General features: G+C 62.4%; 26 protein-coding genes. 11 read left to right on the top strand and 15 right to left on the bottom strand.

The genetic code is table 11. From position 1 onward, the window contains the following. The first annotated feature begins 72 nt into the window (after window positions 1–72). Window positions 73–810: a BamJ family beta-barrel-assembly machinery protein gene (gene bamJ / locus L1073_RS05790; RefSeq protein ID WP_246897526.1), complete on the top strand. Its 738-nt coding sequence runs from the start codon at window positions 73–75 to the stop codon at window positions 808–810. Between the two features lie 393 nt (window positions 811–1,203). Here bamJ and L1073_RS05795 read toward each other — a convergent pair whose 3' ends face one another. Then, window positions 1,204–1,695 carry a hypothetical protein gene (locus L1073_RS05795; protein WP_246897528.1) on the bottom strand — a complete coding sequence of 164 codons (492 nt, stop codon included), beginning with the start codon at window positions 1,693–1,695 and terminating at the stop codon, window positions 1,204–1,206. Window positions 1,696–1,813: 118 nt separating this feature from the next. Here L1073_RS05795 and L1073_RS05800 point away from each other — a divergent pair, with 118 nt between their 5' ends. Further along, complete coding sequence (locus tag L1073_RS05800; RefSeq protein ID WP_246897530.1) at window positions 1,814–2,728, top strand: AEC family transporter; 915 nt, start codon at window positions 1,814–1,816, stop codon at window positions 2,726–2,728. A gap of 3 nt (window positions 2,729–2,731) precedes the next feature. Here L1073_RS05800 and L1073_RS05805 read toward each other — a convergent pair whose 3' ends face one another. From L1073_RS05805 to L1073_RS05825, 5 genes are all read right to left on the bottom strand, one after another. Next, window positions 2,732–3,727, bottom strand: a complete 996-nt coding sequence (locus tag L1073_RS05805) for a 2-hydroxyacid dehydrogenase (protein WP_343322466.1) — start codon at window positions 3,725–3,727, stop codon at window positions 2,732–2,734. A 364-nt stretch (window positions 3,728–4,091) separates the two neighbouring features. Then, window positions 4,092–4,841 carry a tRNA (guanosine(46)-N7)-methyltransferase TrmB gene (gene trmB / locus L1073_RS05810; protein ID WP_246897532.1) on the bottom strand — a complete coding sequence of 250 codons (750 nt, stop codon included), beginning with the start codon at window positions 4,839–4,841 and terminating at the stop codon, window positions 4,092–4,094. A 58-nt stretch (window positions 4,842–4,899) separates the two neighbouring features. Continuing rightward, the gene (locus L1073_RS05815) at window positions 4,900–5,700 is read right to left on the bottom strand and encodes a thiazole synthase (protein WP_246897534.1); all 801 of its coding nucleotides are present in this window, start codon (window positions 5,698–5,700) and stop codon (window positions 4,900–4,902) included. Between the two features lie 81 nt (window positions 5,701–5,781). Next, a complete protein-coding gene (thiS, locus tag L1073_RS05820) occupies window positions 5,782–5,982 on the bottom strand; it encodes a sulfur carrier protein ThiS (RefSeq protein WP_246897536.1) in 201 nt (66 codons plus the stop codon). A gap of 55 nt (window positions 5,983–6,037) precedes the next feature. Further along, on the bottom strand, window positions 6,038–7,519 hold the full coding sequence (locus L1073_RS05825; RefSeq protein WP_246897538.1) for an alanine/glycine:cation symporter family protein: 1,482 nt from the start codon (window positions 7,517–7,519) through the stop codon (window positions 6,038–6,040). 181 nt (window positions 7,520–7,700) lie between these two features. Between L1073_RS05825 and L1073_RS05830 the strand changes: the two genes are divergently transcribed. Beyond that, window positions 7,701–8,084, top strand: coding sequence for a DUF423 domain-containing protein (locus L1073_RS05830; protein WP_246897540.1), 384 nt, complete (start codon window positions 7,701–7,703; stop codon window positions 8,082–8,084). A gap of 26 nt (window positions 8,085–8,110) precedes the next feature. On the opposite strand, the gene L1073_RS05835 is transcribed toward L1073_RS05830, so the two are convergent. Next, complete coding sequence (locus L1073_RS05835; protein WP_246897542.1) at window positions 8,111–9,037, bottom strand: LysR substrate-binding domain-containing protein; 927 nt, start codon at window positions 9,035–9,037, stop codon at window positions 8,111–8,113. Between the two features lie 95 nt (window positions 9,038–9,132). Between L1073_RS05835 and L1073_RS05840 the strand changes: the two genes are divergently transcribed. Further along, the gene (locus L1073_RS05840) at window positions 9,133–10,365 is read left to right on the top strand and encodes an MFS transporter (RefSeq protein ID WP_246897544.1); all 1,233 of its coding nucleotides are present in this window, start codon (window positions 9,133–9,135) and stop codon (window positions 10,363–10,365) included. Between the two features lie 25 nt (window positions 10,366–10,390). On the opposite strand, the gene L1073_RS05845 is transcribed toward L1073_RS05840, so the two are convergent. From L1073_RS05845 to L1073_RS05855, 3 genes are all read right to left on the bottom strand, one after another. Then, the gene (locus tag L1073_RS05845; protein WP_246897545.1) at window positions 10,391–10,810 is read right to left on the bottom strand and encodes a PaaI family thioesterase; all 420 of its coding nucleotides are present in this window, start codon (window positions 10,808–10,810) and stop codon (window positions 10,391–10,393) included. A 96-nt stretch (window positions 10,811–10,906) separates the two neighbouring features. Then, entirely contained in the window at window positions 10,907–12,211 is a 1,305-nt protein-coding gene (gene egtB / locus L1073_RS05850) for an ergothioneine biosynthesis protein EgtB (protein ID WP_246897547.1), read from the bottom strand. 104 nt (window positions 12,212–12,315) lie between these two features. Continuing rightward, a complete protein-coding gene (locus L1073_RS05855; RefSeq protein ID WP_246897548.1) occupies window positions 12,316–14,517 on the bottom strand; it encodes a malate synthase G in 2,202 nt (733 codons plus the stop codon). Between the two features lie 232 nt (window positions 14,518–14,749). Here L1073_RS05855 and L1073_RS05860 point away from each other — a divergent pair, with 232 nt between their 5' ends. From L1073_RS05860 to L1073_RS05875, 4 genes are all read left to right on the top strand, one after another. Next, complete coding sequence (locus L1073_RS05860; RefSeq protein WP_246897550.1) at window positions 14,750–15,751, top strand: alpha/beta hydrolase; 1,002 nt, start codon at window positions 14,750–14,752, stop codon at window positions 15,749–15,751. After that, entirely contained in the window at window positions 15,748–16,239 is a 492-nt protein-coding gene (locus L1073_RS05865) for a hypothetical protein (protein ID WP_246897551.1), read from the top strand. Before L1073_RS05860 ends, L1073_RS05865 begins: the two co-directional genes overlap by 4 nt. A 72-nt stretch (window positions 16,240–16,311) precedes the next feature. After that, window positions 16,312–17,421 (top strand): aminotransferase class I/II-fold pyridoxal phosphate-dependent enzyme, encoded by a 1,110-nt coding sequence (locus tag L1073_RS05870; protein ID WP_246897553.1) that lies wholly within the window; start codon window positions 16,312–16,314, stop codon window positions 17,419–17,421. A gap of 2 nt (window positions 17,422–17,423) precedes the next feature. Then, window positions 17,424–18,473 carry an Lnb N-terminal periplasmic domain-containing protein gene (locus tag L1073_RS05875; protein WP_246897554.1) on the top strand — a complete coding sequence of 350 codons (1,050 nt, stop codon included), beginning with the start codon at window positions 17,424–17,426 and terminating at the stop codon, window positions 18,471–18,473. A 69-nt stretch (window positions 18,474–18,542) separates the two neighbouring features. On the opposite strand, the gene L1073_RS05880 is transcribed toward L1073_RS05875, so the two are convergent. From L1073_RS05880 to L1073_RS05895, 4 genes are all read right to left on the bottom strand, one after another. Beyond that, the gene (locus L1073_RS05880) at window positions 18,543–18,848 is read right to left on the bottom strand and encodes a helix-turn-helix domain-containing protein (protein WP_246897556.1); all 306 of its coding nucleotides are present in this window, start codon (window positions 18,846–18,848) and stop codon (window positions 18,543–18,545) included. Beyond that, entirely contained in the window at window positions 18,829–19,212 is a 384-nt protein-coding gene (locus L1073_RS05885; RefSeq protein ID WP_246897557.1) for a type II toxin-antitoxin system RelE/ParE family toxin, read from the bottom strand. The genes L1073_RS05880 and L1073_RS05885 overlap by 20 nt, the downstream gene beginning before the upstream one ends. Window positions 19,213–19,286: 74 nt before the next feature. Then, on the bottom strand, window positions 19,287–20,801 hold the full coding sequence (locus L1073_RS05890) for a YifB family Mg chelatase-like AAA ATPase (protein WP_246897559.1): 1,515 nt from the start codon (window positions 20,799–20,801) through the stop codon (window positions 19,287–19,289). Window positions 20,802–20,960: 159 nt separating this feature from the next. Next, complete coding sequence (locus L1073_RS05895) at window positions 20,961–21,314, bottom strand: accessory factor UbiK family protein (RefSeq protein ID WP_246897561.1); 354 nt, start codon at window positions 21,312–21,314, stop codon at window positions 20,961–20,963. Window positions 21,315–21,570: 256 nt separating this feature from the next. Between L1073_RS05895 and L1073_RS05900 the strand changes: the two genes are divergently transcribed. The 3 genes from L1073_RS05900 (at window position 21,571) to glnK (ending at window position 23,684) form a co-directional block, all read left to right on the top strand. Further along, on the top strand, window positions 21,571–21,909 hold the full coding sequence (locus L1073_RS05900; RefSeq protein WP_246897563.1) for a P-II family nitrogen regulator: 339 nt from the start codon (window positions 21,571–21,573) through the stop codon (window positions 21,907–21,909). Window positions 21,910–21,936: 27 nt separating this feature from the next. Then, window positions 21,937–23,187 (top strand): ammonium transporter, encoded by a 1,251-nt coding sequence (locus L1073_RS05905; RefSeq protein ID WP_246897565.1) that lies wholly within the window; start codon window positions 21,937–21,939, stop codon window positions 23,185–23,187. Between the two features lie 158 nt (window positions 23,188–23,345). Next, window positions 23,346–23,684, top strand: coding sequence for a P-II family nitrogen regulator (gene glnK / locus L1073_RS05910; protein WP_011508453.1), 339 nt, complete (start codon window positions 23,346–23,348; stop codon window positions 23,682–23,684). An 86-nt stretch (window positions 23,685–23,770) separates the two neighbouring features. Here glnK and L1073_RS05915 read toward each other — a convergent pair whose 3' ends face one another. Continuing rightward, window positions 23,771–24,298 carry an ankyrin repeat domain-containing protein gene (locus L1073_RS05915; protein WP_246897567.1) on the bottom strand — a complete coding sequence of 176 codons (528 nt, stop codon included), beginning with the start codon at window positions 24,296–24,298 and terminating at the stop codon, window positions 23,771–23,773. Between the last annotated feature and the right edge of the window lie 30 nt (window positions 24,299–24,328).

A 24,328-nucleotide genomic window follows, 5' to 3' on the forward strand; every position in this document is an offset into this window, starting at 1 on the left:
TGCAGGTGCGCAATGGCGCGCGTGCTGGTACAGTCGCGACGCGGTGTTTGTTTATCTTGTTAAGGAGTTTGCATGAAACGTTTGATGACGGCTGTGGCGTTCGGCGGCCTGGTAACGACGCCGCTTTTGGCCATGGCCGCCCCGCAAAGCGATGAAGCCAAGCTCAGCTATAGCATTGGCGCGACCCTCGGCCAGAGCATTAAGCAGGACATCTCGGATCTCGATACCGACGCCTTCACCCAAGCGGTCGAGGATGTCTACGCCGGCGATGACTTGCAGATGAGCGATGATGAGATCGCCACTACGCTCTCTGACTTCCAGCAGCAGAAGATGGCTGAACAGAAGGAACAAATGGCTGAGCAGAAGAAGGAAAAGGCGCAATCAGCCGAACAGAACCGTAAGGCCAGCGAGGCGTTCCTTGAAGAGAACGCCAAGAAGGACGGTGTGAAGGTCACCGACTCGGGGCTGCAATACAAGGTGCTCGAATCCGGCGACGGTGAAACACCCAGCGCCAACGATACCGTGAAGGTCAACTACGAAGGCAAGCTACCCGACGGCACCGTGTTCGATAGCTCCTACGAGCGTGGCGAACCCATCACCTTCCAGGTCGGCCAGGTCATCGAGGGTTGGCAGGAAGCACTGCAGAAGATGCAGGTCGGCGATACCTGGATGCTTTACGTACCCGCCGATCTCGCCTACGGCCAGGGCGGTACCGGTGGTCCGATCGGTCCCAACCAGGCACTCACCTTCAAGATCGAGCTGCTGGGCATCGAAGCCGGCGACGACCAAGAGGCGTCAGCCGACGAGTAAGCGCTCGTCACGCCAGGTGCCTCACGAAGCACCTGGCATCTCTCTTCACGCTATCCTCGCCTTTCTGCGCATTGCCTTCTTTTCGAACGCTTGCGCTGTGTGTTTTCCACACCCCAATATCCACCGCCGCCTGTGGATAGTTTTGTGGAGCGTCTGTGGCCTGGCGGTGAAAACCGGCTTTCCTGATCCCGCGGCGCCCTTGCATGACACTTGCCCGCAGTCAAGCACGCCTCGTCGCCGTATCAAAAATAAATATCAAGTTATTGTTTTAATTAGTTTTTAAAAAGCCGCTTCCATCTGGAAGCAAGCACCGAGTAAGCGTTGGCTTACCCACAAGTCGCATGGTAAGGGCGATTGTCATAATGTGGACAAATGTCGCCCCGTGTGCCGTACCTAGCGGTGAATATCGAAATCGTACCAGCTCCCTTCGTGCCCCTCAGGGGTCTCGAGAATCACTTGCGCCCGCCACGGCATGACCGTTTCCGTGCATGGACGAAGTTCGCCCACACCCTGGAAGTGGCCATCACCGACCGCCTCCAGCTCGACCCGAGTTAAGCCCATGTTCATGTCGCGTCCGACGAACTCCACCACCGCCGACTCCACGTCGAGACCGGATGTCTGCACATCCAGCGTCAACGGCTCGTACGAGGCAAAGTCGCCTTGCATTTCAAAACGTAGCGTCCCGCTCAAGCCGATATCGGTACGACACGCTCCATCGCGCAGATCGCAATGCATACGCGGGGGATACCAGGTGACATCCTCTCGCGAATCGCGCAGGTAGTAATCGGCGAGGTAACCCGCCGCCACCAGCACCGTCACCAGCGTCACTAACGTCAGTAGATTGAGCAGCGGCGATCTTACTGGGTCTTCATCATGGTGTTGCATATCGTTAGGTCGAATCCCATCACCCAGGGGCATCGCGCTAAGCTTACCAGTTCGTGTGCCGGTGAGCTTGGCTGCAGTCAGCGCCCGGTGTCCATGAAGTTGCGCAAGCGGAGGCACAATGAGCGGTGTCACTGGGGCCCTGGGCCCTCTGTTTTTGCTGATTCTACTCGGCGCCCTGCTGGGTTGGCGGCGTTTTCCCGGAGGGGATTTCTGGCCCGCGATGGAACGGCTGATCTACTTTCTGCTGTTCCCCGCGATGCTGATCTCGACCCTATCCACGGCGGATGTCGCACAGGTGCCGGTCATTCGCCTGGCCGTGGTACTGATGGGCACCATGACGCTATTCGCGCTGGGCCTCTGGTGTGCGCGTCATCGCCTCGCGCTGGCGCCGCCGGCGTTCACCTCGGTGCTGCAAGGCACGCTGCGCTTCAATACCTACGTAGGGGTCGCCGGTGCCGCCGCCCTGCATGGCCATGCAGGCGCCACGGTAGCGGCGGTCGCCGTGGCACTGATGGTGCCGCTGGCCAACGTGCTCTGCGTGAGCGGTTTCATCGCTGCAGGCACCTTGGGCCCCTCGAGCCTGGGGCGCAGTTTTGCCGCCTTGCTGCGTAATCCACTGATCCTGGCCTGCGTCATCGGTATCGCCCTCAATGTCACCGGCATCGGCCTGCCGGGCTGGCTGGGCAGCGGCGTCGAGCTCGTCGGGCGTGCCGCCCTGCCGCTAGGACTGATCGCCGTGGGCGTGGCGCTACGCCCACACGCCCTCATCGGCAGCGGGCGCGCGTTCTGGTACTCGGCCACGCTCAAGCTCGTCGCCACGCCCGTAGTGGTACTGGCTCTGGCCTGGTTGACCGGACTCGATCCAGTGAGCCGCGACATCGCACTGCTGTTCGCCGCTCTGCCCACCGCCACCTCGGCCTATATTCTCGCCCGCCAGCTCGGCGGCGACGCCGAGCTGATGGCGGCACTGATCACCGGCCAGACCCTGCTGGCCATGGTGACGCTACCGGCGTGGATGGCGCTGGCGAGCTGACACTCAATCGCCGACCCGATTGGCGCAGGGCGCACCGCGCATCAAGCACGCCACGTTTTCGAGCGTGACCTCGGCTATTTCGGTCAACGCCTCCTGCGTGAAGAAGCCCTGATGACCGGTGATCAACACATTGGGGAACGTCACCAGCCGCTGGAAGACATCGTCATCGATGATGTCGCTGGAATGATCGCGGAAGAACAGTGACGTCTCCTGTTCGTAGACGTCGATGGCCAGACCGCCCAATCGCCGTGCCTTGAGAGACTCGATGACCGCGCGGGTGTCAATCAGTCCCCCGCGCGAGGTATTGATCAGCATCGCACCCGGCTTCATCGCCGCCAGGGCCTCGGCATCGATCAGATAGCGTGTGTCGTCCGTCAGCGGGCAATGCAGGCTTATGACGTCGCTCTCCGCCAGCAGGCGCTCACGTGACACATACTCGCCGCCCAGTGCGGTGAAATCATCGCTGGGGTAGCGATCTTCCCCCAGCATACGACAGCCGAAGCCGTGAAAGATCCGCGCCGTGGCAAGGCCGATGCGACCGGTACCGATCACGCCCACCGTCTTGCCATGCAGCGTCATGCCCAACAAGCCCTCGAGCATGAAATTGCCCTCGCGCACGCGGTTGTAGGCGCGATGCGTGCGCCGGTTCAGCGTCAACAAAAGCGCCAGGGCATGCTCGGCCACCGCCTCCGGCGAGTATGCCGGCACGCGCACCACGGCCAGCCCCAGGCGCTTGGCGGCAGCGATATCGACATTGTTGAACCCCGCACAACGCATGGCCACGAAACGCACTCCCTGTGCGCTCAGGGCCTCCAGCGTAGCGGCATCCAACGTGTCATTGACGAAGGCGCACACCCCATCGGCGCCGTGGGCCAACACAGCACTCTCCGCGCTGAGTGCCACCTCGTGATAGCCGATCTGGAACCCATGGCGCGCATTCGCGATCTCGAAGAAACGGTGGTCATACGGCTGGGCGCTGAACATGGCGATAAGTGGCACCTGATGCCTCCCCTTGCACACTAATTGAAAAATATTCTCGTTACGCTTGACGACTCAAATGAGAATGGTTTACCTTAACAACCGTGGCGCCGCCAAGCGCCACTGACCTAAGCAGCGAATGTCAGGTTCCTGCCCATGGTTATCTCCTCATCAAGCTAGTCACGGTCTTTAAGCCGCCCACCCGGGCGGCTTTTTTTATGCCGCGCATCCGGCCAAGCCGCCAAGAAATCCCGAGAGGCGGCACTTTGCCAGCGTCTCGTTCGTCGTGTCGTGATTCAGATCAGCCACAATCGAAAAAAACCGCTGCAAGCAGCGGTTTTCGAAGGACTCAGCGTTACGTGTAAGCGATGCGTGCAGCGTGCGCTTATCCGTCCTCACGGGCATAGATCAGGTCCCAGACCCCATGGCCGAGCTTTTCGCCACGGCTTTCGAACTTGGTCAGCGGACGGAATTCCGGGCGCGGCACGTAGGGGGCGCTCTCGGCCGACGCCGTATTGCGATAACCCGGCGCCGCCTCCATGACCTCGACCATATGCTCGGCGTAGGCTTCCCAGTCGGTCGCCATGTGCAGATACCCGCCAGGCGCCAGACGCGTACGCACCTGTTCGACGAAGGCCGGCTGCACGATGCGCCGCTTGTGGTGCTTTTTCTTCGGCCAGGGGTCGGGGAAGAACAGCTGCAACCCCGTCAGGCTGGCCTCGGGCAGGCACTTATCGAGCACTTCCAAGGCATCTTCGCGGTACACCCGCAGGTTGGTCAGGCCGCGTTTATCGGCCTCGTCGAGCAACTTGCCGACGCCCGGCGCATGCACCTCGATGCCGATGAAGTCGGTCTCGGGGTGCGTGCTCGCCTGCTCGATCAGCGATTGGCCCATGCCAAAGCCGATTTCCACGACGCAAGGAGCGCGGCGACCAAACAGCACCTCCAGCGACTGACGGCCATCGGCCACGCTCAGCCCCAGACGCGGCCAGACCTCCTCGAGCCCCCGCGACTGGGCAACGGTCATGCGCCCGGCGCGCAGCACGTAGCTCTTGATGCCGCGCGGTGGGCGTGTGGATGACGCCGAGCCCGCCTCAGGGGCGTTCTCGGGGGAAGACGATGGTGAATCACTCATGGGCAAGTCTGCGTTGTCGATCACATGGCGAAGGCGGTCGCACGGACCGCGCAAGAATTCAGGCGTTGATGCGCCCGGCGAAGGGCGAGGACGGATTGGCCGATGCCCGGCGTGGCATTCGTTCGGCGAGGTATGCCTCGCGTCCCGCCTCCACCGCCAGCTTCATGGCATGCGCCATACGTACCGGCTGCCGAGCGTGGGCGATAGCCGAATTGATCAGCACGCCGGCGCAGCCCATCTCCATGGCCAGCGCAGCGTCCGAGGGCGTACCGATCCCGGCATCGACCAGAATCGGCACTTCGGCATGCTCGAGAATGATCTCGAGCGTTGCCGGGTTGAGCAGGCCATGCCCCGAGCCAATCAAGGAGCCCAGCGGCATCACCGCGCAACAGCCGATGCGCTCGAGTTCCTTGGCGACGATAGGGTCATCGCTGGTGTAGACCATGACATCGAAACCGTCGTTGACCAGCGTCTCGGCGGCCTTGAGCGTCTCGACCACATTGGGGTAGAGCGTGCCGTCGTCGCCCAGCACCTCGAGCTTGACCAGGTTGTGCCCGTCGAGCAGCTCGCGGGCCAGCTTGCAGGTCCGCACCGCGTCCTTGGCGGTATAACAGCCCGCCGTGTTGGGCAGAATCGTGTAACGGCTCGTCGGCAAGGCGTCGAGCAGATTGGGCTCATCGGGATTCTGCCCCAGGTTGGTGCGACGCACCGCCACGGTAACGAGCTCGGTGCCACTCGCCTCGACGGCGGCGGCGGTCTCGTCGAAGTCACGGTACTTGCCGGTGCCCACCAGCAGGCGTGACGAGAAGACGCGACCGGCGACGGTCAGTGGGATGTCCTGGCGCTGATCAGCGGACATGACGAACCTCCTGGCTATAAGGGAGCCGCCGACACGCGGGAGCCGCTGATAAGCAGCCCCCGCGTCGGCGGGCGAGTAATATCAGCCACCGCCGATGGCATGCACGATTTCCACACGGTCACCCGGGGACAAATGCATCTCGGCATGCTGGCTGCGCGGCACGATTTCCTCGTTGACTTCGACGGCGATGCGGCGCCCGGTCAATGCGAGCTGATCGATCAGTTCGCTGATCGTCAGTTCGGACGAGAACTCGCGCTGATCGCCGTTGAGTTGAATATGCATGACGGCCTCTCACGTAGGCGGGGAGAGACCGTCATTGTAACGCCAAATGCCGTGCTCAAGAATCCTTGGGCGGCCATACGTCGTTATCCACCTGCTCGGGGCGCTTGAGGATCTTGGGATCGAAGCGTGGCTCCTTGATGCCTTCGCGACGCTGGCGCTCATAGTCCTTGAGCACGCGCATGGCGATCGGCGCCAAGATCAGGATGGCGATCAGGTTGGTGGTCGCCATCAGTCCCATGGAAAGATCGGCGAAGTCCCACACGAAGGTCAACTGCGATACCGAGCCGATCATCACCATGGCCAGCACGGCAAGACGCAATACCTGTACCGCCGCCTTGGCATGGCGCCTGAACATGTACTCGATATTGACCGTGGCGAACGAGAAGTTGGCGATGATCGAGGTAAAGGCGAACAGCAGAATCGCCACGGCGATGAAGATCTCGCCGAAGCCACCGAAGTGATCCGCCATGGCATCCTGGGTGAGCTGGATGCCGACGATATCCTGACCCGGCGAATTCGCCATCAGCGTCTCGTAGACGCCAGAAAGCAGGATCACCACCGCGGTGCAGCTACAGATGACCAGGGTATCGACGAACACGCCGAACGACTGCACCAGGCCCTGCGCGGCGGGGTGCTTGACGTTGGCCTGGGCCGCCGCGTTGGGCGCCGAGCCCATACCCGCCTCGTTGGAAAACAGACCACGCTTGATGCCGTTCTCCATCGCTGTCTTGATGGCATAACCGGCCGCACCGCCCACCGCCGGGCCATAGCCGAAGGCGCTCTTGACGATCAGCGCCAGCATCTCAGGCACTGCGGTGATATTGAGCACCAGCACCACCAATGCTACCAGCAGGTAAGCGATGGCCATGACCGGCACGATCTTCTCCGCCGTGCGCGCGATGGACTTGAGCCCGCCGTAGATGACCACGGCCACGACACCGACCAGAATCAAGCCGGTGACCCAGTTGGGCATGCCGAAGGCCTGGCTCATGCCCTGGGCGATGGTATTCGCCTGGGCGCCGTTGAAAGCCAGGCCATAGGCCATCAGCAGGAAAAAGGCGAACACCAGGCTCATCCAGCGCCAGCCCAGCGTGCGCTCGATATAGTAGGCAGGACCACCGCGATACACGCCGTCCTCGTGGCGCTTCTTGTAGACCTGCGCCAGGGTCGACTCGACGAACGAGGTGGCAAACCCGACCAGCGCGGTAATCCACATCCAGAAGATCGCCCCGGGGCCGCCGATCCACAAGGCGATAGCCACGCCGGCCAGATTCCCGGTACCCACGCGCGCCGCCAGCGAGGTGGCAAATGCCTGAAACCCGCTGACGCCCTCGCCCGCGCCACGGCTGTTGAAGGTCACGCGCGCCATGTGGCCGAACAAACGAAACTGCATGCCACGCGTCAGCACGGTGAATAACACCCCCGCGCCCAACAAGAGATAAACGAGAATATACGACCAGATAAAATCGCTGACGGGGGTCATCACCGCGTAGATAGCATCGTGCAGCGGCGCGACGAGACTGGCGAGAGATTCCATGAATTGACGCTCCATTATGATTCTTGAGATCGGCAAGGCCGCGACGATACGCCATCCCGAGAGGCTTGTCATGGCGTAAGCGACGCCATAGGGTAAGCCCCAGCACGGCGACACCGGGCCCCGGGATGACATTCCGGCACTCGTTCACCATTTCAGCGTAGTCAGTGATAAAGGATGAGGCATGCACAACCGCCGTGGATGGATACTCGTCGCCTTGAGCGGCTTCGTGGTCGTGGTAGCCGGCGCGTTCGGCACCCACGCACTTGACGGTCGGCTCGCACCGCGCCTGCTCGGGGCCTTCGAGACCGGCGTGCGTTACCAGGCCTGGCACACCTTGGCCGCCATGGCGGTACTCATCTGGCGGGGGCAGCAACCGCTGAAAGGGCAACGGGCGGTGCTCTGGCTATGGGGCCTGGGGATGATCGCGTTTTCCGGCTCGCTGTACCTGCTCGCGCTGACCGGTGCCCATTGGCTGGGGCCCATCACACCCTTCGGCGGGCTATTGCTGATGGCCGGCTGGCTGACGCTCGCCTGGTGCGGCTGGCGCCAGCAGCCCGCTGATTGAGTTATCAAGCCTTACCGGGTCGTCGATCAAGCCGACTGTGTGGGCACCGGAATTCCACCCACCATGAAGGGTCGGGCGAACTGTTGACCGATCCAGTCAATGACACGCTGGCAAGCCTCGGGATGCATAGATTGGTCGTCGCAGACCACCTCGTAGATAGCCCCAGTAGGGTAATGTGTTCCCATCGGCGCAATCAGACGCCCCGATGCCAGCATGCCATTGACTAGCGGCGTACGGCCCATGGCTACCGCATAGCCCTGCGCTGCGGCTTCCAATGTCAGGGTGGAGTCAGCCAATCGTTCGGTTCGCTCGGACAGTGCGACTGGCTCGCCCAGAGCGCCCTGCCAGACGGCCCATTCTTCATAATGCCCATCGTTGACCAGACGCCGCACCTCAGCCAGTGCCTCGAGGCGCTTGCGTAGCCTCTCAGCCAGCGAGGGCGCGCATACCGGAAATGCGTACTCCGGCAGCGTCAATGTGGACTGCGTACTGGGCCGACCATCTTCACGATAACGAATCGCCAGATCGATGCCGTCGCGTCTCAGATCCAACGTTCGATTAGTGGTAATCAGACGCAGTTCAATCTCCGGCAACACTTTCTCGAAATCAGTAATGGCCGGCACCAACCACAACGTAGCCAGCGTTGGCGGTAGCGTCAGTACGACATGGCGCGGTATTGGATCGACAAAAAGCTCCGCCGTTGCTTTATCGATATGCTGAAACGGCTCACGAAGCCGGCTCACATAGCGCAGTGCCAAAGGTGTCAACTCAACACCGCGCCCCTTACGCTCCAGCAGTGTCTGACCCAAACGTCGTTCCAGATCCTTGAGTAGGTGACTGACGGCGGATTCGGAGCGGCCAATGTGACGTGCAGCGGCGCGAATGCTGCCATATTCGCCCACGGCAACCAGGACATGCAGAGCATGATAGGGAGGAACGCTTCGCTTCAACATATGAGAAATCCGCAAGTTTTAGCAACATATTACGCGATCGTCGTCACCTCAATAAATTTCTAACCTATTTACGAATTCATCGACGGCGAGAATCTGTGAAAACTTGCAATAACCACATTTCCTACAAGGCCCGCATCCTGCTGATCTTCACCCCCTTCATGCTGGCTTACCTGATCTCGGAACTCTATCGCAATGTCAATGGCGTGATCGCACCGGCGCTACGCCAAAGTCTCAACATCGGCCCCGAGCAGTTGGGGCTGCTCTCGAGCGTCTTCCTACTGGCTCTGGCGTTGGTACAAATTCCGGTAGGCCTGCTGCTAGATCGTTTCGGCTCCCGCCGAGTAGTCCCATCCTTCATGATCGTGGCGGCACTGGGCGCTTGGCTGTTTACCCTTCCGAGCTACAAGGCCGCCTTGGGCGGCCGTCTACTAATTGGGCTAGGGTTGGGCGCCTGCTGGGCAGGAGCCTATCGAGCTAATGTACTATGGTGGCCCGCCGAGCGACTGGCTCTGGCCAATGGCGTCCTACTGGGTCTATCGGGGTTGGGCGCACTAATGGCCACTCTACCCACCGAAATGCTGCTGCAGTCGCTCCGTTGGCAGACACTTTTTCACGGGCTTGCCACTATTACACTGCTACTGGCACTGCTGATCTGGCTATTGGTGCCGACACATCCCGCCGAGCATGAGATCAGCGGCTCTTCACTTGGAGGACTACTATCCGTAGTACGCCATCCCCTGTTTATGCGCATTTGGCCCATGACGCTAATGTGCGAGGGTAGCTGGCTGGCTTGGCAAGGACTCTGGGCAGGTGGCTGGATGCGTGAGGTCGCTGGGCTGAGCGGGCATACCACGGCGTTCTATCTGCTGGGGTTGGCGGCAGCCATTGTACTCGGCCAGCTGTTAATCAGCGTAATTACCGACAGGCTGATTCAGCGTGGCGTACCGCTGATCCGATTGATGAGAATAATGCTTATTGGTTTCGTGGCAGTGCAGGGAATGATCATCTGGCTACCGCTGCCAGGCATTAGCCTGCTATGGATCGCCTTCGGCTTACTCACCGTCGGTCCAATTCTCGCCTATGCCTGGCTGGCATCCGAATTGCCGTCGCGCCTATCTGGGCGGCTGATAAGCCTGCTCAATATGGCCGCGACCTTGGGAGGCTTCATCCTCCAGTATGCCGTGGGCTGGATGATCGAACTCTGGCCGCAGACAAACGGCCATTATCCGGACGCCGCCTGGCGCTGGACCCTTTCGCTGATGATCGGGCTGCAGATGCTGGCCGTGGCGCGCCTATGGCGCCTACCGCACTGGCATACAGACTCTTAGGCAAGTTTCATCAGGCCCACCTCGGTCAGTCATCATCATGCTCGGGGAGCGCGTAGGTCGCGGTGACGATGGCCACCGGTTCCTCGTCGCCGGCGGGAAATAGCTGCACCTCGCCGACCGCCAGGCGCTCTCCCAGCTTGACGACGTGTGCATTGGCGATGAGATCGCGGTCACCGCGAGCGCGACGCAGGAAATGGCAATTGAAATCGGTGGTCACCGCCATCGGCTCAGGCCCAACCTGAGCGAGGATCGCCACATACAGGCAGACATCCGCCAGCCCCATCAGCGTGGGCCCCGAGACACAGCCACCGGGACGCAAGTGTTCGTCCTCGATGGCCAGGCTCATGGTCGCGCGCATCTCGCCCACGCCTTCGATGGTGCCCTGTCGGTGCGGAAATACCTCGTCGAGGAACTCCTCGATGGCGGCGGCGGTCATCACGGTCATGTCGGGCTCTCCTGGCACTGAGGCGCGGCTATCTCTGCACCCAAGATAGCGCAAGCTACCGCCATGTCACAGGGAGCGGGACAACAAGCGTCATGCTCAGCCGTCCTTGGCCAGACGGAAACCGGAAAACGCCCAACGCGCATGGGGCGGGAAAAAATTGCGATAGGTCGCGCGGATGTGATCGCCCGGCGTGGCGCAACAGCCGCCACGCAGGACCATCTGCCCGGACATGAACTTGCCGTTGTACTCGCCCAGGCTACCTGGCAGCGTCCTGAATCCGGGATAAGGCCGGTAGGCGCTGCCGGTCCACTCCCAGACATCGCCAAACATCTGTCCCGGTAGGTCCTTGGGCACTGCGGCTGCGACCGGCTGCAGATAGTCCTGCTCGACGAAATTACCCTGCATGGGTACGTCCCTAGCCACCGTCTCCCACTCGGCTTCGGTGGGCAGACGTGCCCCCGCCCATTGGGCATAAGCCTCGGCTTCAAAGAAGCTGACATGACACACCGGCGCACTCGGATCGACCGGTACGAGCCCACTCAGAGTGAAATGGTGCCAGACGCCGTCTCGCTCGACCCAATAAAGCGGCGCGCGCCAGCCCTCGGCCTGGACCATCGCCCAGCCATCCGAGAGCCAGTAGTCAGGCTTGTCATAGCCCCCTGCCCGTATGAATTCGAGAAACTCACCGTTGGTGACCGGGCGGTCGGCGATCTGGAAGGCCTCAACGAACTGACGATGGCGTCCCATCTCGTTGTCGTACGCAAAGCCCTTCTCGGCTTCGTCATGGCCAATGGAGCGTACACCGGCGGAATAGGCATGCCAGCCAAGCGCTCCCACTTCATGCACGGGGGGCGGCTCCACATCGTCTCGATAGACGGGGCACAGCGGATTCTGGGCCAGGATGTGCTTGATATCCATGAACAGCAGTTCCTGATGCTGTTGCTCGTGCGGCAGCCCCAATTCCAGGCGCCGGAGAATTTCCTCAAGATGTGCCTGCGGCGGGTCGTTGAGCAACGCCTCCATGGCCTGATCGATATGCGCGCGATAGCGATAGACATCGTCCACGGTGGGGCGCGAAATCATGCCGCGGTCGGGGCGCGGAAACGGCGTGCCATGGGTCACGTAATAGGAGTTGAAGAGATAGTCGTACGCGGAATCGAGGGTCTGGTAGGCGGGGTGAAACGGTTTCAGGATAAAGGCTTCGAAGAACCAGCTGACATGCGCAATATGCCATTTCGGGGGACTGACATCCGGCATGCTCTGTACCATGTAGTCTTCCTTGTACAGCGGTGCACAGATCGTTTCGGTGGCAGCCCGAACACGCTGGTAGCGGCGCAACCACTCCTTGGCGTGACATGTATCGGCTGTTTCCTTTATCGCTTCTTTAGCGGCCAGTGACATACAGATTCCCTCCTGAGTTGGAAGCTGGAAACCAAGGCAAACGGTTTTCGCTTTTGCCCTTTCTTCCAGCTTCCAGGCGCGAAGCGCCGCGCTTCACACTTCGTTTACCCCTTCGCCTTGTGCACCGCACGCCACTGGTGCAGCAGCGGTTCAGTATAGCCGGCCGGCTGTTCGCGACCCTTGAAGATCAGGTCGGACGCCGCCTGGAAGGCGCTGGACTCGGCCAGGTGCGAGGTCATCGGCGTGTAATCGGGGTCGTGGGCGTTCTGCTCGTCGACGACCTTGGCCATACGCTCCAGCGTCTCGCGCACCCGCGCCTCGCTGACGATACCATGGTGCAGCCAGTTAGCCAGCAGTTGGCTGGCGATCCGCAAGGTGGCGCGATCTTCCATCAGTCCCACGTCGTGAATGTCCGGCACCTTGGAGCAGCCCACGCCGTGCTCGACCCAGCGCACCACGTAGCCGAGGATGCCCTGGCAGTTGTTATCCAGCTCCTGCTGAATCTCGTCGTTGGCCCAGCTCGGGGTCTTGTTAGCGCCCGAAGCCGCGCTTTTGACCACCGGCACGGTGAGCAGATCGTCGAGCATGTCGTCGCTCGGCTTGGTTTCCAGTTCGCGCTGAATCGTCGCCACGTCGACCTGATGATAATGCAGCGCATGCAACACCGCCGCCGTGGGCGAGGGCACCCAGGCCGTGGTCGCGCCGGCCTGGGGATGGCCGATTTTCTGCTCGATCATCGCGGCCATCAGTTCCGGCATCGCCCACATGCCCTTGCCGATCTGCGCCCGACCGCGCAGGCCGCAGGCCAAACCGGTCTGCACGTTATTCTTCTCGTAGGCACCGATCCAAGTAGCGCCCTTCATGTCACCCTTGCGCAGCATGGGACCGGCTTCCATGGCGGTATGCATTTCGTCGCCGGTGCGATCCAGAAAGCCGGTATTGATGAATGCCACGCGCGAGGCGGCTTCATTGATGCATGCCTTGAGGTTGACCGAGGTGCGGCGCTCCTCGTCCATGATGCCCATCTTGAGCGTATCGCGGGGTAGCCCCAGCAGGTCTTCGATGCGCATGAACAGGCTGTTGGAGAAGGCGACTTCCTTGGGCCCGTGCATTTTCGGCTTAACGATATACACCGAGCCCGTCCTCGAGTTACTGGCATCACCTTCGCGCTTCTTGAGGTCGTGTATCGCCAGCAGGCTGGTGATCACGCCATCCAGTATGCCCTCGGGGATCTCGTTGCCCTCGCCGTCGAGCACCGCCGGCGTAGTCATCAGATGGCCGACATTGCGCACGAACAGCAGCGAGCGCCCAGGCAAGCGCACCTCGCCGCCCTGCGGTGCCGTGTAGTCGCGATCCGGGTTGAGGCGTCGCGTCACGGTCTTGCCGCCCTTGTCGAACGACTCGGCGAGGTCTCCCTTCATCAGCCCCAGCCAGTTGCGATAGAGCAGCGTCTTGTCCTCGGCGTCCACCGCGGCCACGGAGTCCTCGCAGTCCATGATCGTACTCACCGCTGCCTCGACCAGGACATCTTTGACGCGCGCCGGGTCGGTCTTGCCGATGGGGTGCGTGGCGTCGAACTGCACTTCCAGATGCAAGCCGTGGTTGGCCAGCAGTACCGCCGTGGGCTCGGCGGCTCCACCCTGATAGCCCACCAGCTGGGCGGGGCGCGCCAGCGTCGTTTCGCTGCCACCCTGCAGTTGCACCACCAGCTTACCGTCACGGATGCTGTAGCCGCTCGACGCGGCGTGCGAGCCCTCGGCCAGCGGCGCGGCCTGGTCGAGCACGCCACGCGCATAGGCGACGACCGCTTCACCACGCTTGGGATTGTAGTCCGGGCCCTTCTCGGCGCCATCCGTCTCAGGAATCACATCGGTGCCATAGAGCGCGTCGTACAGGCTGCCCCAGCGCGCATTGGCGGCATTGAGCGCATAACGCGCGTTGCCCACCGGCACCACCAACTGCGGCCCGGCTTGGATAGCGATCTCGTCGTCGACGTCGGTCGTCGTCGCCTGCACCTTCGCCGGCGCCTCGACCAGATAGCCGATGTCTTTCAAGAAGGCTCGATAGGCGTCCATGTCCCGCACCGGTCCGGGATGCGCCTTGTGCCACGCATCCAGCTCGGCTTGCAGGCGTTCGCGTTCGGCCAGCAGCTCTCGGTTGGTGGGTGCAAGATCGTGAACCAGGGCGTCGAACCTAGCCCAGAAGGCTTCGGAATCGACACCCGTGCCGGGCAAAGCTTCGTCGTTGATGAAACGATCGAGCTGGCTGGCCACCTGCAAACGATGGCGTGTAATGCGGTCTGTCATGGGGCTCTCCTCAAGTCTCGCCTCAAACGTGGAAAATAATTCCACAAATTAGACGTAAATGCTCGCGCTGTCATCTCCACCATTGGTCTGAGCGTCTTTCTCCGGCGCCGAAGAAAATGATGCAAACGCTGACGCATGGCGGGCAAGCTTCGAAAAAATGCGCCCGGCGATCACTTCCCGGTAGCCGCGGGGACCGCGCGGACGCTAGCATGGGACGCATCGGGAGAACTGAATGAACGACTTTACCCCCTTGAAACAGCTAGGCCCGCTGACACCGATGGCACATCCCGTGTCAACGACGATGAGCGCCTATCTCGAACACTACCGTCTGGCCTCGCTGTTGACCGAGAGCACCGGTTTGCATGCCGGTTTCTTCGAGGCTCGGGGGTTTCGGTTGTGGGCCCAGGTATGGAGCCCGCCCAACCCGCAAGGCACGGCGTTCGTCGTGCATGGCTACTTCGATCACCTGGGACTCTACCGCCATCTGCTCGAACTGCTGTTGGCGCGTGGCTGGCGCGTGGTGATGTGGGATCTTCCAGGGCACGGGCTCTCCAGCGGCGCGCGTGCCTCCATCGACGACTTCGACGACTATGTCGGCTGCCTGGACGCGCTGACCGAGGAGGTCTCGCGTCTCGACCTGGCCGATGGCCCCTGGATCGGCATCGGCCAAAGTACCGGCGCGTCGATTCTCGCCACCGATGCCCTGGCCCACGGCCATCAGACACGCTGGGATGGCCTCGCGCTTCTGGCGCCACTGGTGCGCCCCTGGGGCTGGCAGCAATCCAGTTGGCTGCATCGTGTGGTCAGCCCTTTCGTGCGCTCGGTGCCACGTCGATTCCGCGCCAACACCACCGATCTTGGCTTCGCCGATTTCCTGCGCCGCGGCGACCCCTTGCAGCCTGACCGCTTGGCCTTGACCTGGGTCACCGCCATGCGCAACTGGATTCCCCTGTTGCTCTCCATGCCGTCCAGCGAATTGCCGGTCTTGATCCTCCAGGGCGAACAAGACTTCACCGTAGACTGGCAATGGAACCTGGCAACGCTGACGGGCAAATTTCCCAATGCCGATGTCCACCGTCACCCGGAGGCGCAGCATCACCTGGTCAATGAGGCCAAGCCGATTCGTACCCCTCTCTTCTATGAACTCGAAGGGTTCCTGGCGGGTTACGAGCGCCGGCTCGAGACGCATGATGCGCTACCCAACGCCGCCCCTTGTCCACAGGAAAAGCCATGAAGCCTACTCGCGTCGCTGGTGTCATCGCGCTATGCCTGCTGTTGTCGGGTTGCGCGGGGCTCGGCGACGCACCACCCGACGACATGCGTCAGGCGGTGTATGGCATGAGCAATCAGGCCGCCGAGGCACTGCTCGAATCGCCGCCATGGTCGGGTGACACGCAGGATATGGTGGTGATGCTGGCACCGCCGACAGTCTCTCCCGCACTGGGCATCACATCGGGACGGCTCACCGAAACCCTGGGGCGCGCCCTGCTGGCACAGGAAGATGGCCCTCAGGTCCTCGATTGGACGCCGGGCATGCTAGCCGACGACGCACCGGACAACCACTGGGTTCTCGAGAGCCGGCTCGCAGGCAACGGGGTGCTGCGGCTCTCCGACCGGGAGTTGCGTCCCTATCAGTGGGAAATCACTCTCCGCCGCCCCGGCCAGGAGGCCCCCAGCTGGCGCGCCACGCTCTCCGGGGCACTGGACGCCAGCGCGCTGTAAACCGAGGCGTGTCACGTTGTGCCCAGCGCGTCTCGGTCGCACAATGAGCCTTTTGCGTTTCAGGAGTCTCGCATGTCGCGTCACGCTCGCCACCTCGATCGTTGCGGTCCGCACAATCCGTTCCCCGGTCTCAAGGCGCTGGAACGCAAGCTGGGCCGTGAGGTGCCGCATCGCCTGGGCTCCAACGAAGGGTTGGACATGCCCCACCAGGCGCTCAAGGCGCGTTTCGGCGATGAGGTCGCCACGCTGGCCCGCGCCTACGGCGATGCCGGGGCCATGGACGTGCGCCAACGCCTGAACGCCCAGCTCGGCACGCCGCTGGAGGCGCTGGTCATCGACGCCGGTGCCGACAGTCTGATGGCGTTGACCCTACGCACGCTGTGCGACCCCGGCAGCACGGTGATCGCCAGCGCGGGCACTTATCCCACCTTTCGCTACTTCGCCGAAGGCCAGGGCTGCCATCTGGTCGAGGTCGACTATCACGACGCCCCCGGCGTGCTGGCCCCGGACCTCAACGCTCTGGCCGCCCGCGCGGTACGCAATGACGCCCGCGTGGTGTATCTGGCCAATCCCGACAATCCCAGCGGCCACCTGCACCGTGATGCCGACGTGCTGGCGCTACGCGACGCCCTGCCCGCCGACTGCACACTGCTGCTCGACGAGGCCTATCACGACTTCCGCAGCGATGCCGACGCTCCCGCCGCAGGCGAAGTCTGGTCCGGCGTGGTACGTCTGCGCACCTTCTCCAAGGCGCATGGCCTGGCGGGGCTACGGATCGGCTACGCCATCGCCGAACCGGCGCTGATCGAGGTGATGCACAAGGTGCGCATCCATTACGCAGTCTCGTCACTGGCGCTGGCCGCCGCCGACACCGTGCTCGATCATCCTCAAGAGACCGCACAGCACGTGCGCGACGTGATCGCTCGCCGCGAGGCCCTGGCCGAGCATCTGCGCGCGCGGGGCGCCGACATACCCCCCAGCGCCACCAACTTCATCGCCGTGCGCCTGCCGGAGGCCGAACTCGCCGCCCGGGTGCACCGCGAACTGCTCGACGCCGGTACGCTCGTGCATCGTCCCGCGCACCCCGCGCTCGGCCACATCCTGCGCATCAGCACGCTCGAGGACGCCCTCGCGCCCGGCCGACTGGCCGCGCTGGAACACGCGCTCGAGGCACAGCACTGATCATGGCACGCACCGCTTGGCTTGCGTCGCTGTGGCACTGGCTCATCGCCGGTGTGCTGGCACTGCTGATCGTCGCCAGCAGCGGCTGGGCGGTACTGGCGCTGTGGTATCGTCTGCCGGGCCCCAGCGTGCTGCGTTACGGCGTGGCAGCGCTGTGGATCGTCGCCGCGCTGGCGTGCTGCGTGGGGCTTTTCCTCAAGGGCTGGCCGGCGCGCGCCCTGCTCGGCTACCTGGCCATGTACCTCGTGCTCGGCATCTGGTGGTGGACGATCCAACCCGCCAGCGAGCACGACTGGGCACCGGACGTCGCGCATATCGTCAGCGGCACGCAGGAAGACGACAACCGAGTCACGCTAGATAACGTGCGCAACTTCCAATGGCGCACACCCCAGGATGTCGATGAGCGCTGGGAGACCCGCCACTACGACCTGGACAAGCTGCGCTCGGTCGATCTGCTGGTGTCCTACTGGATGGGACCGGCCATCGCCCATACGCTGGTCAGCTTCGGCTTCGAGGACGGGCGCTACCTGACGTTCTCGGTGGAAATCCGCAAGGAACGCGGTGAAGCCTTCTCTACCCTGGGCGGCTTCTTCAAGGAGTACGAAGTCAGCATCATCGCCGCCGACGAGCGCGATATCGTGCGTGTACGTACCAATGTGCGCGGCGAAGACGTCTATCTGTATCGCGTGCAGATGCCCAAGCCGGTCATGCAAGACCTGTTTCACGCCTACCTCGACGAAGCCCATGAGCTGCAACGCGAGCCGCGCTACTACAACACACTGACCTCCAACTGCACCACGCTGGTCTACGCCATGATGAAACGCATCGTCCCCGGCCTGCCCTTCGACTACCGCCTGCTGCTATCCGGCTACCTGCCCGAGTACGTGCACGACGTCGGTGCATTGGCACCCAGCGTTCCCTTCGACGAGCTCAAGGCCCAGGGCCACATCAACGCCCGCGCCCGACAAGCAGGCGACGCCGACGACTTCTCCGCGCGTATCCGCGAGAGCATCCCCGGTGCCGATGCACCTTCCTACGACGCGGACAACTAAACACCCCCATTGCCGCCGATCAGCCGGTCCAGTTGCCGATGGCTTCCATCAGTTGCGGCTGGCGTAGTATTAGATAATGGCCGGCAACCCCTTGTCGGCGATGACGTTGAGCAGCTTGAGCGCCGGGCCAGCTGGGCGGGTTTCACCTTGCTCCCATTTACGCACAGTCGATGCCGTAGTATGCAGGTGGTGTGCGAACACCGGCTGGCTGAAGTGCAGCGCTTCACGTAGACGCTTGATGTCGTCAGCACTGAACTCGCGCACTGGCGGCGGGCAGGTCGCGTCGAACTCGCGCATCGTCACCTTGCTGATCGCGCCAGCTTCGTGCAATGCGGCTAAGTCACCGCGCAGGGATTCAATGAGTTTGCTCGTCACAACACACCTCCAGTAAAACGCCAGCCTGCAACGCCTTCACCAAGTCCTTAGCCGCTAGCTCCAGAAATACCTTGCCGGCATATTGCAGCGCTTTCTTATCATCCTGCGTAATATTCGCCTTGTCGCTTTTCGAGAACCCATGCAGGAATACATAACGATGGCCGAGACGGGCCGATAGCAACGTACGATAACCTCCACGCTTACCGGCACCTGGGCGAGCGACCCGCTTCTTGTAGAGGTAGGCACCCAACTCTGCGTCAATCAGACCACTCTCCATTTCCTGTACCGCCTTGCATAAGGCGGCATCGGACAGCTTTTCGCTCGCTTGCCACCGCGCAAAGTCTTTTCGCTTCAGGATCTTCATACTAGCTCACCTTAATAAATATACCCGTAACGGGCATGTTTATCCATCCCTTGCACGCGGCCGCACGCCAGCCCCTAAACACCCCCATTGCCGCCGATCAGCCGGTCCAGCTGGCGATAGCCGATGGCTTCCATCAGTTGCGGCTGGCGGGGACGGGGCTCCTCGGCAAGGTCGGCGAGGGTCAGGGCGACGCGCAGCACGCGGTGGTAGGCACGGGCGGAGAGGTTGAGGCGGTTGAGCACGTCGGCCAGCCAGGTGCGTTCCTGGCCATCCAGCGCGCAGAGATCCTCCAGTGTGCTGCTGGGTAAGTAAGCGTTGAGCGCGCCGCGCTGGGCCTGGCGCTGGCGGGCGGCGAGCACACGCTGACGGACGACCTCGGAGCTTTCGCCGCTGCGTTGTTCGGTGAGTTGCGCGGCAGGCAACGCGGGAACTTCGACCTGCAGGTCGATACGGTCGAGCAGCGGGCCCGAGATCCGTGCCTGATAGCGTTGCACCTGAGCCGGTGTGCACACACAGGCTTTGCGCGGGTCGCCGAGATGCCCGCACGGGCACGGATTCATTGCCGCAACGAGTTGAAAACGAGCAGGAAAGCAGCTCTGCATCAACGCTCGCGAGACGACGATCTGACCCGATTCCAGCGGTTCGCGCAGCACCTCCAGCACACGCCGGTCGAACTCCGGCAGTTCATCCAGAAACAGCACGCCGTGATGCGCCAGGGAAATCTCGCCCGGGCGCGGTTTGCCGCCACCGCCCACCAACGCTACACCGCTGGCGGTGTGGTGTGGGGTACGAAAGGGGCGCTGCCCCCAGCGTTCGAGGATCGGCAGCCCGCACACGGAACGCACGGCGGCCACTTCCAGCGCTTCGTCGTCGCCAAGCGGCGGCAGAATCCCCGGCAATCGACTGGCGAGCATGGTCTTGCCGGTTCCCGGTGGTCCCGCGAACAGCAGGTTATGGCCACCGCTGGCGGCGACTTCCAACGCCCGCCGAGCCTGATGCTGGCCACGCACATCGGCGAGGTCGGGCTCGGCCAAGCGCGGTGCAGGCCGCTCACCAAGTTGGTGCGGCGTAATCGGCGCTTGTTTGAGCAAGTGTGCGACGACCTGCGGCAGATCGGCGGCGGGGAGGACCTCCAGATCACCGGCCAGCGCCGCTTCATCGGCGTTGCTCTCGGGCAGGAGCAGGGTACGCCCGGCGCGACGCGCTTCCAAGGCTACCGGCAAGACCCCATGCACGGGGCGCAACTTGCCATCCAGCGCCAACTCGCCCAGGCACTCAAGCCCCGCCACGGCTTCGCCGGGAATCTGCCCCGAGGCCACCAGGATGCCCAGCGCAATGGGCAGATCGAAACGTCCGCCCTCCTTGGGGAGATCCGCCGGGGCGAGATTGAGCGTGATGCGTCGCGTGGGGAAATCAAAACCAGCGTTGATCAGAGCACTGCGCACCCGCTCGCGACTTTCTTTGACCGCCGCCTCCGGCAGGCCGACGATCGCCAGCCCCGGCAAGCCGTTGGTGAGATGCACTTCGACCAGTACTTCCGGCGCCTCCAGCCCCAAGCCGGCACGCGTATTGATGATGGCAAGCGCCATGCAGCCTCCTGATCACATCAAAATATGCGTATACACTAATTGATTGGCTGCAGTAACGCACGTGATGCGGAAGACACCATCAAGGGGCACCGGTAAGCAAGAGACAAAGGCGCGATGCCACCTCGGCCAGCCGAGGCGGCATCCGTTGGTGAGGGGCGATCAGCTCTTGCGGGAGGTATCGGATGCATCCGACTCATCGGCGTCGCCCTTGGCGTCGTCACCGGTTGCCGGCTCGGCGCCTTCGGCGGCGGCCACCGGAGCACTCTGGCCCACCTCCAGCGCCGCTTCCAATGCCGCGACCTGCGCCTCGAGCGATTCGACACGCGAGCGCGTGCGTTGCAGCACTTCCATCAGGATGTCGAAGTCTTCACGCGAGACCAGTTCCATGCGATCGAAGGCGCCGCGCATCACCCCCTGAACGCTGCGCTGGATATCTTCCGGCGCGTGCGAGGCGTCCTGGAGCCGGTCGCCGACTTGCTGTGCGAGACGTGAGAAGAGGTCTTGTGTCGCCATGAGTGTTCCCTCGGATTGAACGTTTCCATCTCGGCACAGCATACGCAAGGCCGGCGAAATACGCATGCGCCATATTGGTGCAGACCCGTCAGCGCCACGCACCAAAATCTTACGAGGAGCGATCCATGTTTGGGCACCACACGCGGCGACGCTTCCACAACTTTCCGTAACCGACTGTTTTTAATGTAAAACAACCAATATGGCATGGCTTCTGCGTACGTCCCGATAGGCGTACGCCGACAACGGGAGAACTGGCATGAAGCTCATTACCGCCATCATCAAACCTTTCAAACTGGACGATGTCCGCGAGGCGCTGGCCGACAACGGCGTCCAAGGCATCACCGTCACGGAAGTGAAGGGGTTTGGGCGCCAAAAGGGTCACACCGAACTCTACCGCGGCGCCGAATACGTCGTGGACTTCCTTCCCAAGGTAAAAATAGAAATCGCTGTGGAGGAAGATCGATTGGAAAGCGTGCTGGAGGCGATCAGCAATGCCGCAAACAGCGGCAAGATCGGCGACGGCAAACTATTCGTCACGCCGCTCGAAGACGTCATTCGTATCCGTACCAGTGAACGCGGAGCCGACGCCGTTTAAGGCAAGGGCTGAAGGGAGACACAATAAATGACTGAAGATATTACACAGCTATCGTACGCGCTCGACACCTTCTACTTCCTGATCTGCGCCGTGCTGGTCATGTGGATGGCCGCCGGCTTCGCCATGCTCGAGGCGGGCCTGGTCCGCGCCAAGAATACGGCGGAAATCCTGACCAAGAACGTGGCGTTGTTCGCTATCTCTTGCACCATGTATCTGCTGTTCAGCTACCACTTGATGTATTCCAGTGGCGCTGGCGGCTTCCTGCCGAGTCTGGGTTTCCTGTTGGGCGGCGAGAACACCGTCGATCAGGTGATGGGCAGCAACGGCGATGTCTATTATTCCAACCGTGCCGACTTCTTCTTCCAGGTGGTGTTCGTGGCGACTGCGATGTCGATCGTCTCGGGGGCCGTGGCGGAACGCATGAAGCTGTGGGCGTTCCTGGCCTTCGCGGTGGTGATGACCGCGATCATCTACCCGACGTCCGGCTACTGGACCTGGGGTGGCGGCTGGCTCGCCGAGCTGGGTTACTCCGACTACGCCGGTTCGGGCATCGTCCACATGGCAGGTGCGGCCGCAGCCTTGGCCGGGGTACTGGTACTTGGCCCGCGTAAGGGCAAATACGGCAAGAACGGCTCGATTTACGCCATTCCCGGATCGAATCTGCCGCTGGCAACGCTGGGTACCTTCATCCTGTGGATGGGCTGGTTCGGCTTCAACGGTGGCTCCGAGCTGATGGTCTCCAACATCGATTCCGCCAACAACATGGCCCAGGTGCTGGTCAACACCAACGCCGCCGCCGCAGGCGGGGTGATCGCCGCGCTGATTCTCGCCAAGCTCTGGTTCCGCAAGGCAGACCTGACCATGGCGCTCAACGGGGCCATTGCAGGCCTGGTGGCAATCACCGCCGATCCGTTGTCACCCACGGGTCTGGGCGCCATGCTCATCGGTGCCGTCGGCGGGCTGCTGGTGGTCGTCTCCATCGTGGTGCTGGATAAGCTCAAGATCGACGACCCAGTAGGCGCCATTTCCGCGCACGGTGTGGCCGGCTTGTGGGGTGTTCTGGTGGTGCCCCTCACCAATGCCAGCGCCTCCTTCGGCGCTCAGATCATCGGCGCGCTCGCCATCTTCCTGTGGTGCTTCATCGCGAGCCTGATCGTATGGCTGATCATCAAGGCCGCGATGGGCGTGCGAGTCAGTGAAGAAGAAGAATACGAAGGGGTCGACCTGGCCGAATGTGGCCTGGAAGCCTACCCCGAGTTTTCCGCCAGCAAGAAGTAAGCCTTGCTGGCGTACCGAGTGAGCTGGCGTGCTCCCCTGGCCCCCTTCGGGGGGCTTTTTTAATCCCGCGACCAGCGGTGTATGCTTGAAAGCATGATCGTTGGGCATAATCGAGGGTGGTATACGCCACCCGCATATACGATGCGAGGAGAAAGACGATGAAACTGGTGACCGCCATCATCAAGCCGTTCAAGCTCGACGATGTTCGTGAGTCGTTGTCCGAGATCGGCGTGCAGGGGATTACCGTCACGGAAGTGAAGGGCTTCGGCCGTCAGAAAGGGCATACCGAGTTGTATCGCGGGGCCGAATACGTGGTCGACTTCCTGCCCAAGGTCAAGCTCGAGGTCGCCGTCGACGACGACATGATCGAGAAGGTGATCGACGCCATCACCCAGGTGGCCAATACCGGCAAGATCGGCGACGGCAAGATCTTCGTCTCGCCGCTCGAGCAGGTCATCCGTATCCGTACCGGCGAGACCGGCAAGGACGCGGTGTAAGTGCACTCAGCCAGCCGGCTGAAGCGATACTGATTCGCCCCATGCCCCTGCATGCCAGGGGCATTGTTGTGTCCAGGGTATGAGCGTTATGTGTGAGCGCCAGGCAGCATCGCGGGCGCCTGCGTCGCGCCCATCGCCGAGGCGAGTTCGCTCGCCGTCATGCCACGGCTGTCGGTGGCGTTGGGATCGGCGCCTTGCGCCAGCAGGAAGTCGACGACCTCGGCGTTGTCGAACATCGCCGCAAACATCAAGGCCGTCTTGTCGTCGGGAGAGCGGGCGTTGACCGAGGCGCCATGCGCGACCAGCAACTCGGCCATGGCCAGATCCCCCTTGAAGGCGGCGCCGGAGAGCGGATGATGGCCGTTGTCGTTGTACATCTCGGGATCGGCGCCCTGCTCGAGCAGCAGCCGCGTGGCATCGAGATATCCATGGTAGCTGGCCAGCATCAGCAAACTGTCGCCCTTGTCGTTGCACATGTTGGGCGGTAGGCCCTGAGCCAGCCAGCCGCGCAGCTTCTCCGTCTCGCCGTTGCGCGCGCTATTGAAGATCTCTGCGGCCAGACGAATCGTGGCCTCATCCAACTCGGCGTTGCCGCTATCATGATCGTCCGACATCGTGTCGTGCTCCTTGTTGTGGCCCCTTGT

Origin of the sequence: Chromohalobacter nigrandesensis (assembly GCF_023061285.1) — a bacterium.
GTDB classification, from domain to species: domain Bacteria; phylum Pseudomonadota; class Gammaproteobacteria; order Pseudomonadales; family Halomonadaceae; genus Chromohalobacter; species Chromohalobacter nigrandesensis.

Excerpts from the sequence above, each read along its gene's own strand:
- L1073_RS05865 (WP_246897551.1), top strand. The coding sequence starts at position 15,748 with ATGAAGCCTACTCGCGTCGCTGGTGTCATCGCGCTATGCCTGCTGTTG.
- L1073_RS05905 (WP_246897565.1), top strand. The coding sequence starts at position 21,937 with ATGACTGAAGATATTACACAGCTATCGTACGCGCTCGACACCTTCTAC.
- L1073_RS05815 (WP_246897534.1), bottom strand. The coding sequence starts at position 5,700 with ATGTCCGCTGATCAGCGCCAGGACATCCCACTGACCGTCGCCGGTCGC.
- L1073_RS05895 (WP_246897561.1), bottom strand. The coding sequence starts at position 21,314 with ATGGCGACACAAGACCTCTTCTCACGTCTCGCACAGCAAGTCGGCGAC.
- glnK (WP_011508453.1), top strand. The coding sequence starts at position 23,346 with ATGAAACTGGTGACCGCCATCATCAAGCCGTTCAAGCTCGACGATGTT.
- thiS (WP_246897536.1), bottom strand. The coding sequence starts at position 5,982 with ATGCATATTCAACTCAACGGCGATCAGCGCGAGTTCTCGTCCGAACTG.
- L1073_RS05900 (WP_246897563.1), top strand. The coding sequence starts at position 21,571 with ATGAAGCTCATTACCGCCATCATCAAACCTTTCAAACTGGACGATGTC.
- L1073_RS05890 (WP_246897559.1), bottom strand. The coding sequence starts at position 20,801 with ATGGCGCTTGCCATCATCAATACGCGTGCCGGCTTGGGGCTGGAGGCG.
- L1073_RS05860 (WP_246897550.1), top strand. The coding sequence starts at position 14,750 with ATGAACGACTTTACCCCCTTGAAACAGCTAGGCCCGCTGACACCGATG.
- L1073_RS05800 (WP_246897530.1), top strand. The coding sequence starts at position 1,814 with ATGAGCGGTGTCACTGGGGCCCTGGGCCCTCTGTTTTTGCTGATTCTA.
- L1073_RS05885 (WP_246897557.1), bottom strand. The coding sequence starts at position 19,212 with ATGAAGATCCTGAAGCGAAAAGACTTTGCGCGGTGGCAAGCGAGCGAA.
- L1073_RS05835 (WP_246897542.1), bottom strand. The coding sequence starts at position 9,037 with ATGTTGAAGCGAAGCGTTCCTCCCTATCATGCTCTGCATGTCCTGGTT.
- L1073_RS05845 (WP_246897545.1), bottom strand. The coding sequence starts at position 10,810 with ATGACCGTGATGACCGCCGCCGCCATCGAGGAGTTCCTCGACGAGGTA.
- L1073_RS05795 (WP_246897528.1), bottom strand. The coding sequence starts at position 1,695 with ATGCAACACCATGATGAAGACCCAGTAAGATCGCCGCTGCTCAATCTA.
- trmB (WP_246897532.1), bottom strand. The coding sequence starts at position 4,841 with ATGAGTGATTCACCATCGTCTTCCCCCGAGAACGCCCCTGAGGCGGGC.
- L1073_RS05875 (WP_246897554.1), top strand. The coding sequence starts at position 17,424 with ATGGCACGCACCGCTTGGCTTGCGTCGCTGTGGCACTGGCTCATCGCC.
- L1073_RS05870 (WP_246897553.1), top strand. The coding sequence starts at position 16,312 with ATGTCGCGTCACGCTCGCCACCTCGATCGTTGCGGTCCGCACAATCCG.
- L1073_RS05855 (WP_246897548.1), bottom strand. The coding sequence starts at position 14,517 with ATGACAGACCGCATTACACGCCATCGTTTGCAGGTGGCCAGCCAGCTC.
- L1073_RS05825 (WP_246897538.1), bottom strand. The coding sequence starts at position 7,519 with ATGGAATCTCTCGCCAGTCTCGTCGCGCCGCTGCACGATGCTATCTAC.
- L1073_RS05915 (WP_246897567.1), bottom strand. The coding sequence starts at position 24,298 with ATGTCGGACGATCATGATAGCGGCAACGCCGAGTTGGATGAGGCCACG.
- bamJ (WP_246897526.1), top strand. The coding sequence starts at position 73 with ATGAAACGTTTGATGACGGCTGTGGCGTTCGGCGGCCTGGTAACGACG.
- egtB (WP_246897547.1), bottom strand. The coding sequence starts at position 12,211 with ATGTCACTGGCCGCTAAAGAAGCGATAAAGGAAACAGCCGATACATGT.
- L1073_RS05830 (WP_246897540.1), top strand. The coding sequence starts at position 7,701 with ATGCACAACCGCCGTGGATGGATACTCGTCGCCTTGAGCGGCTTCGTG.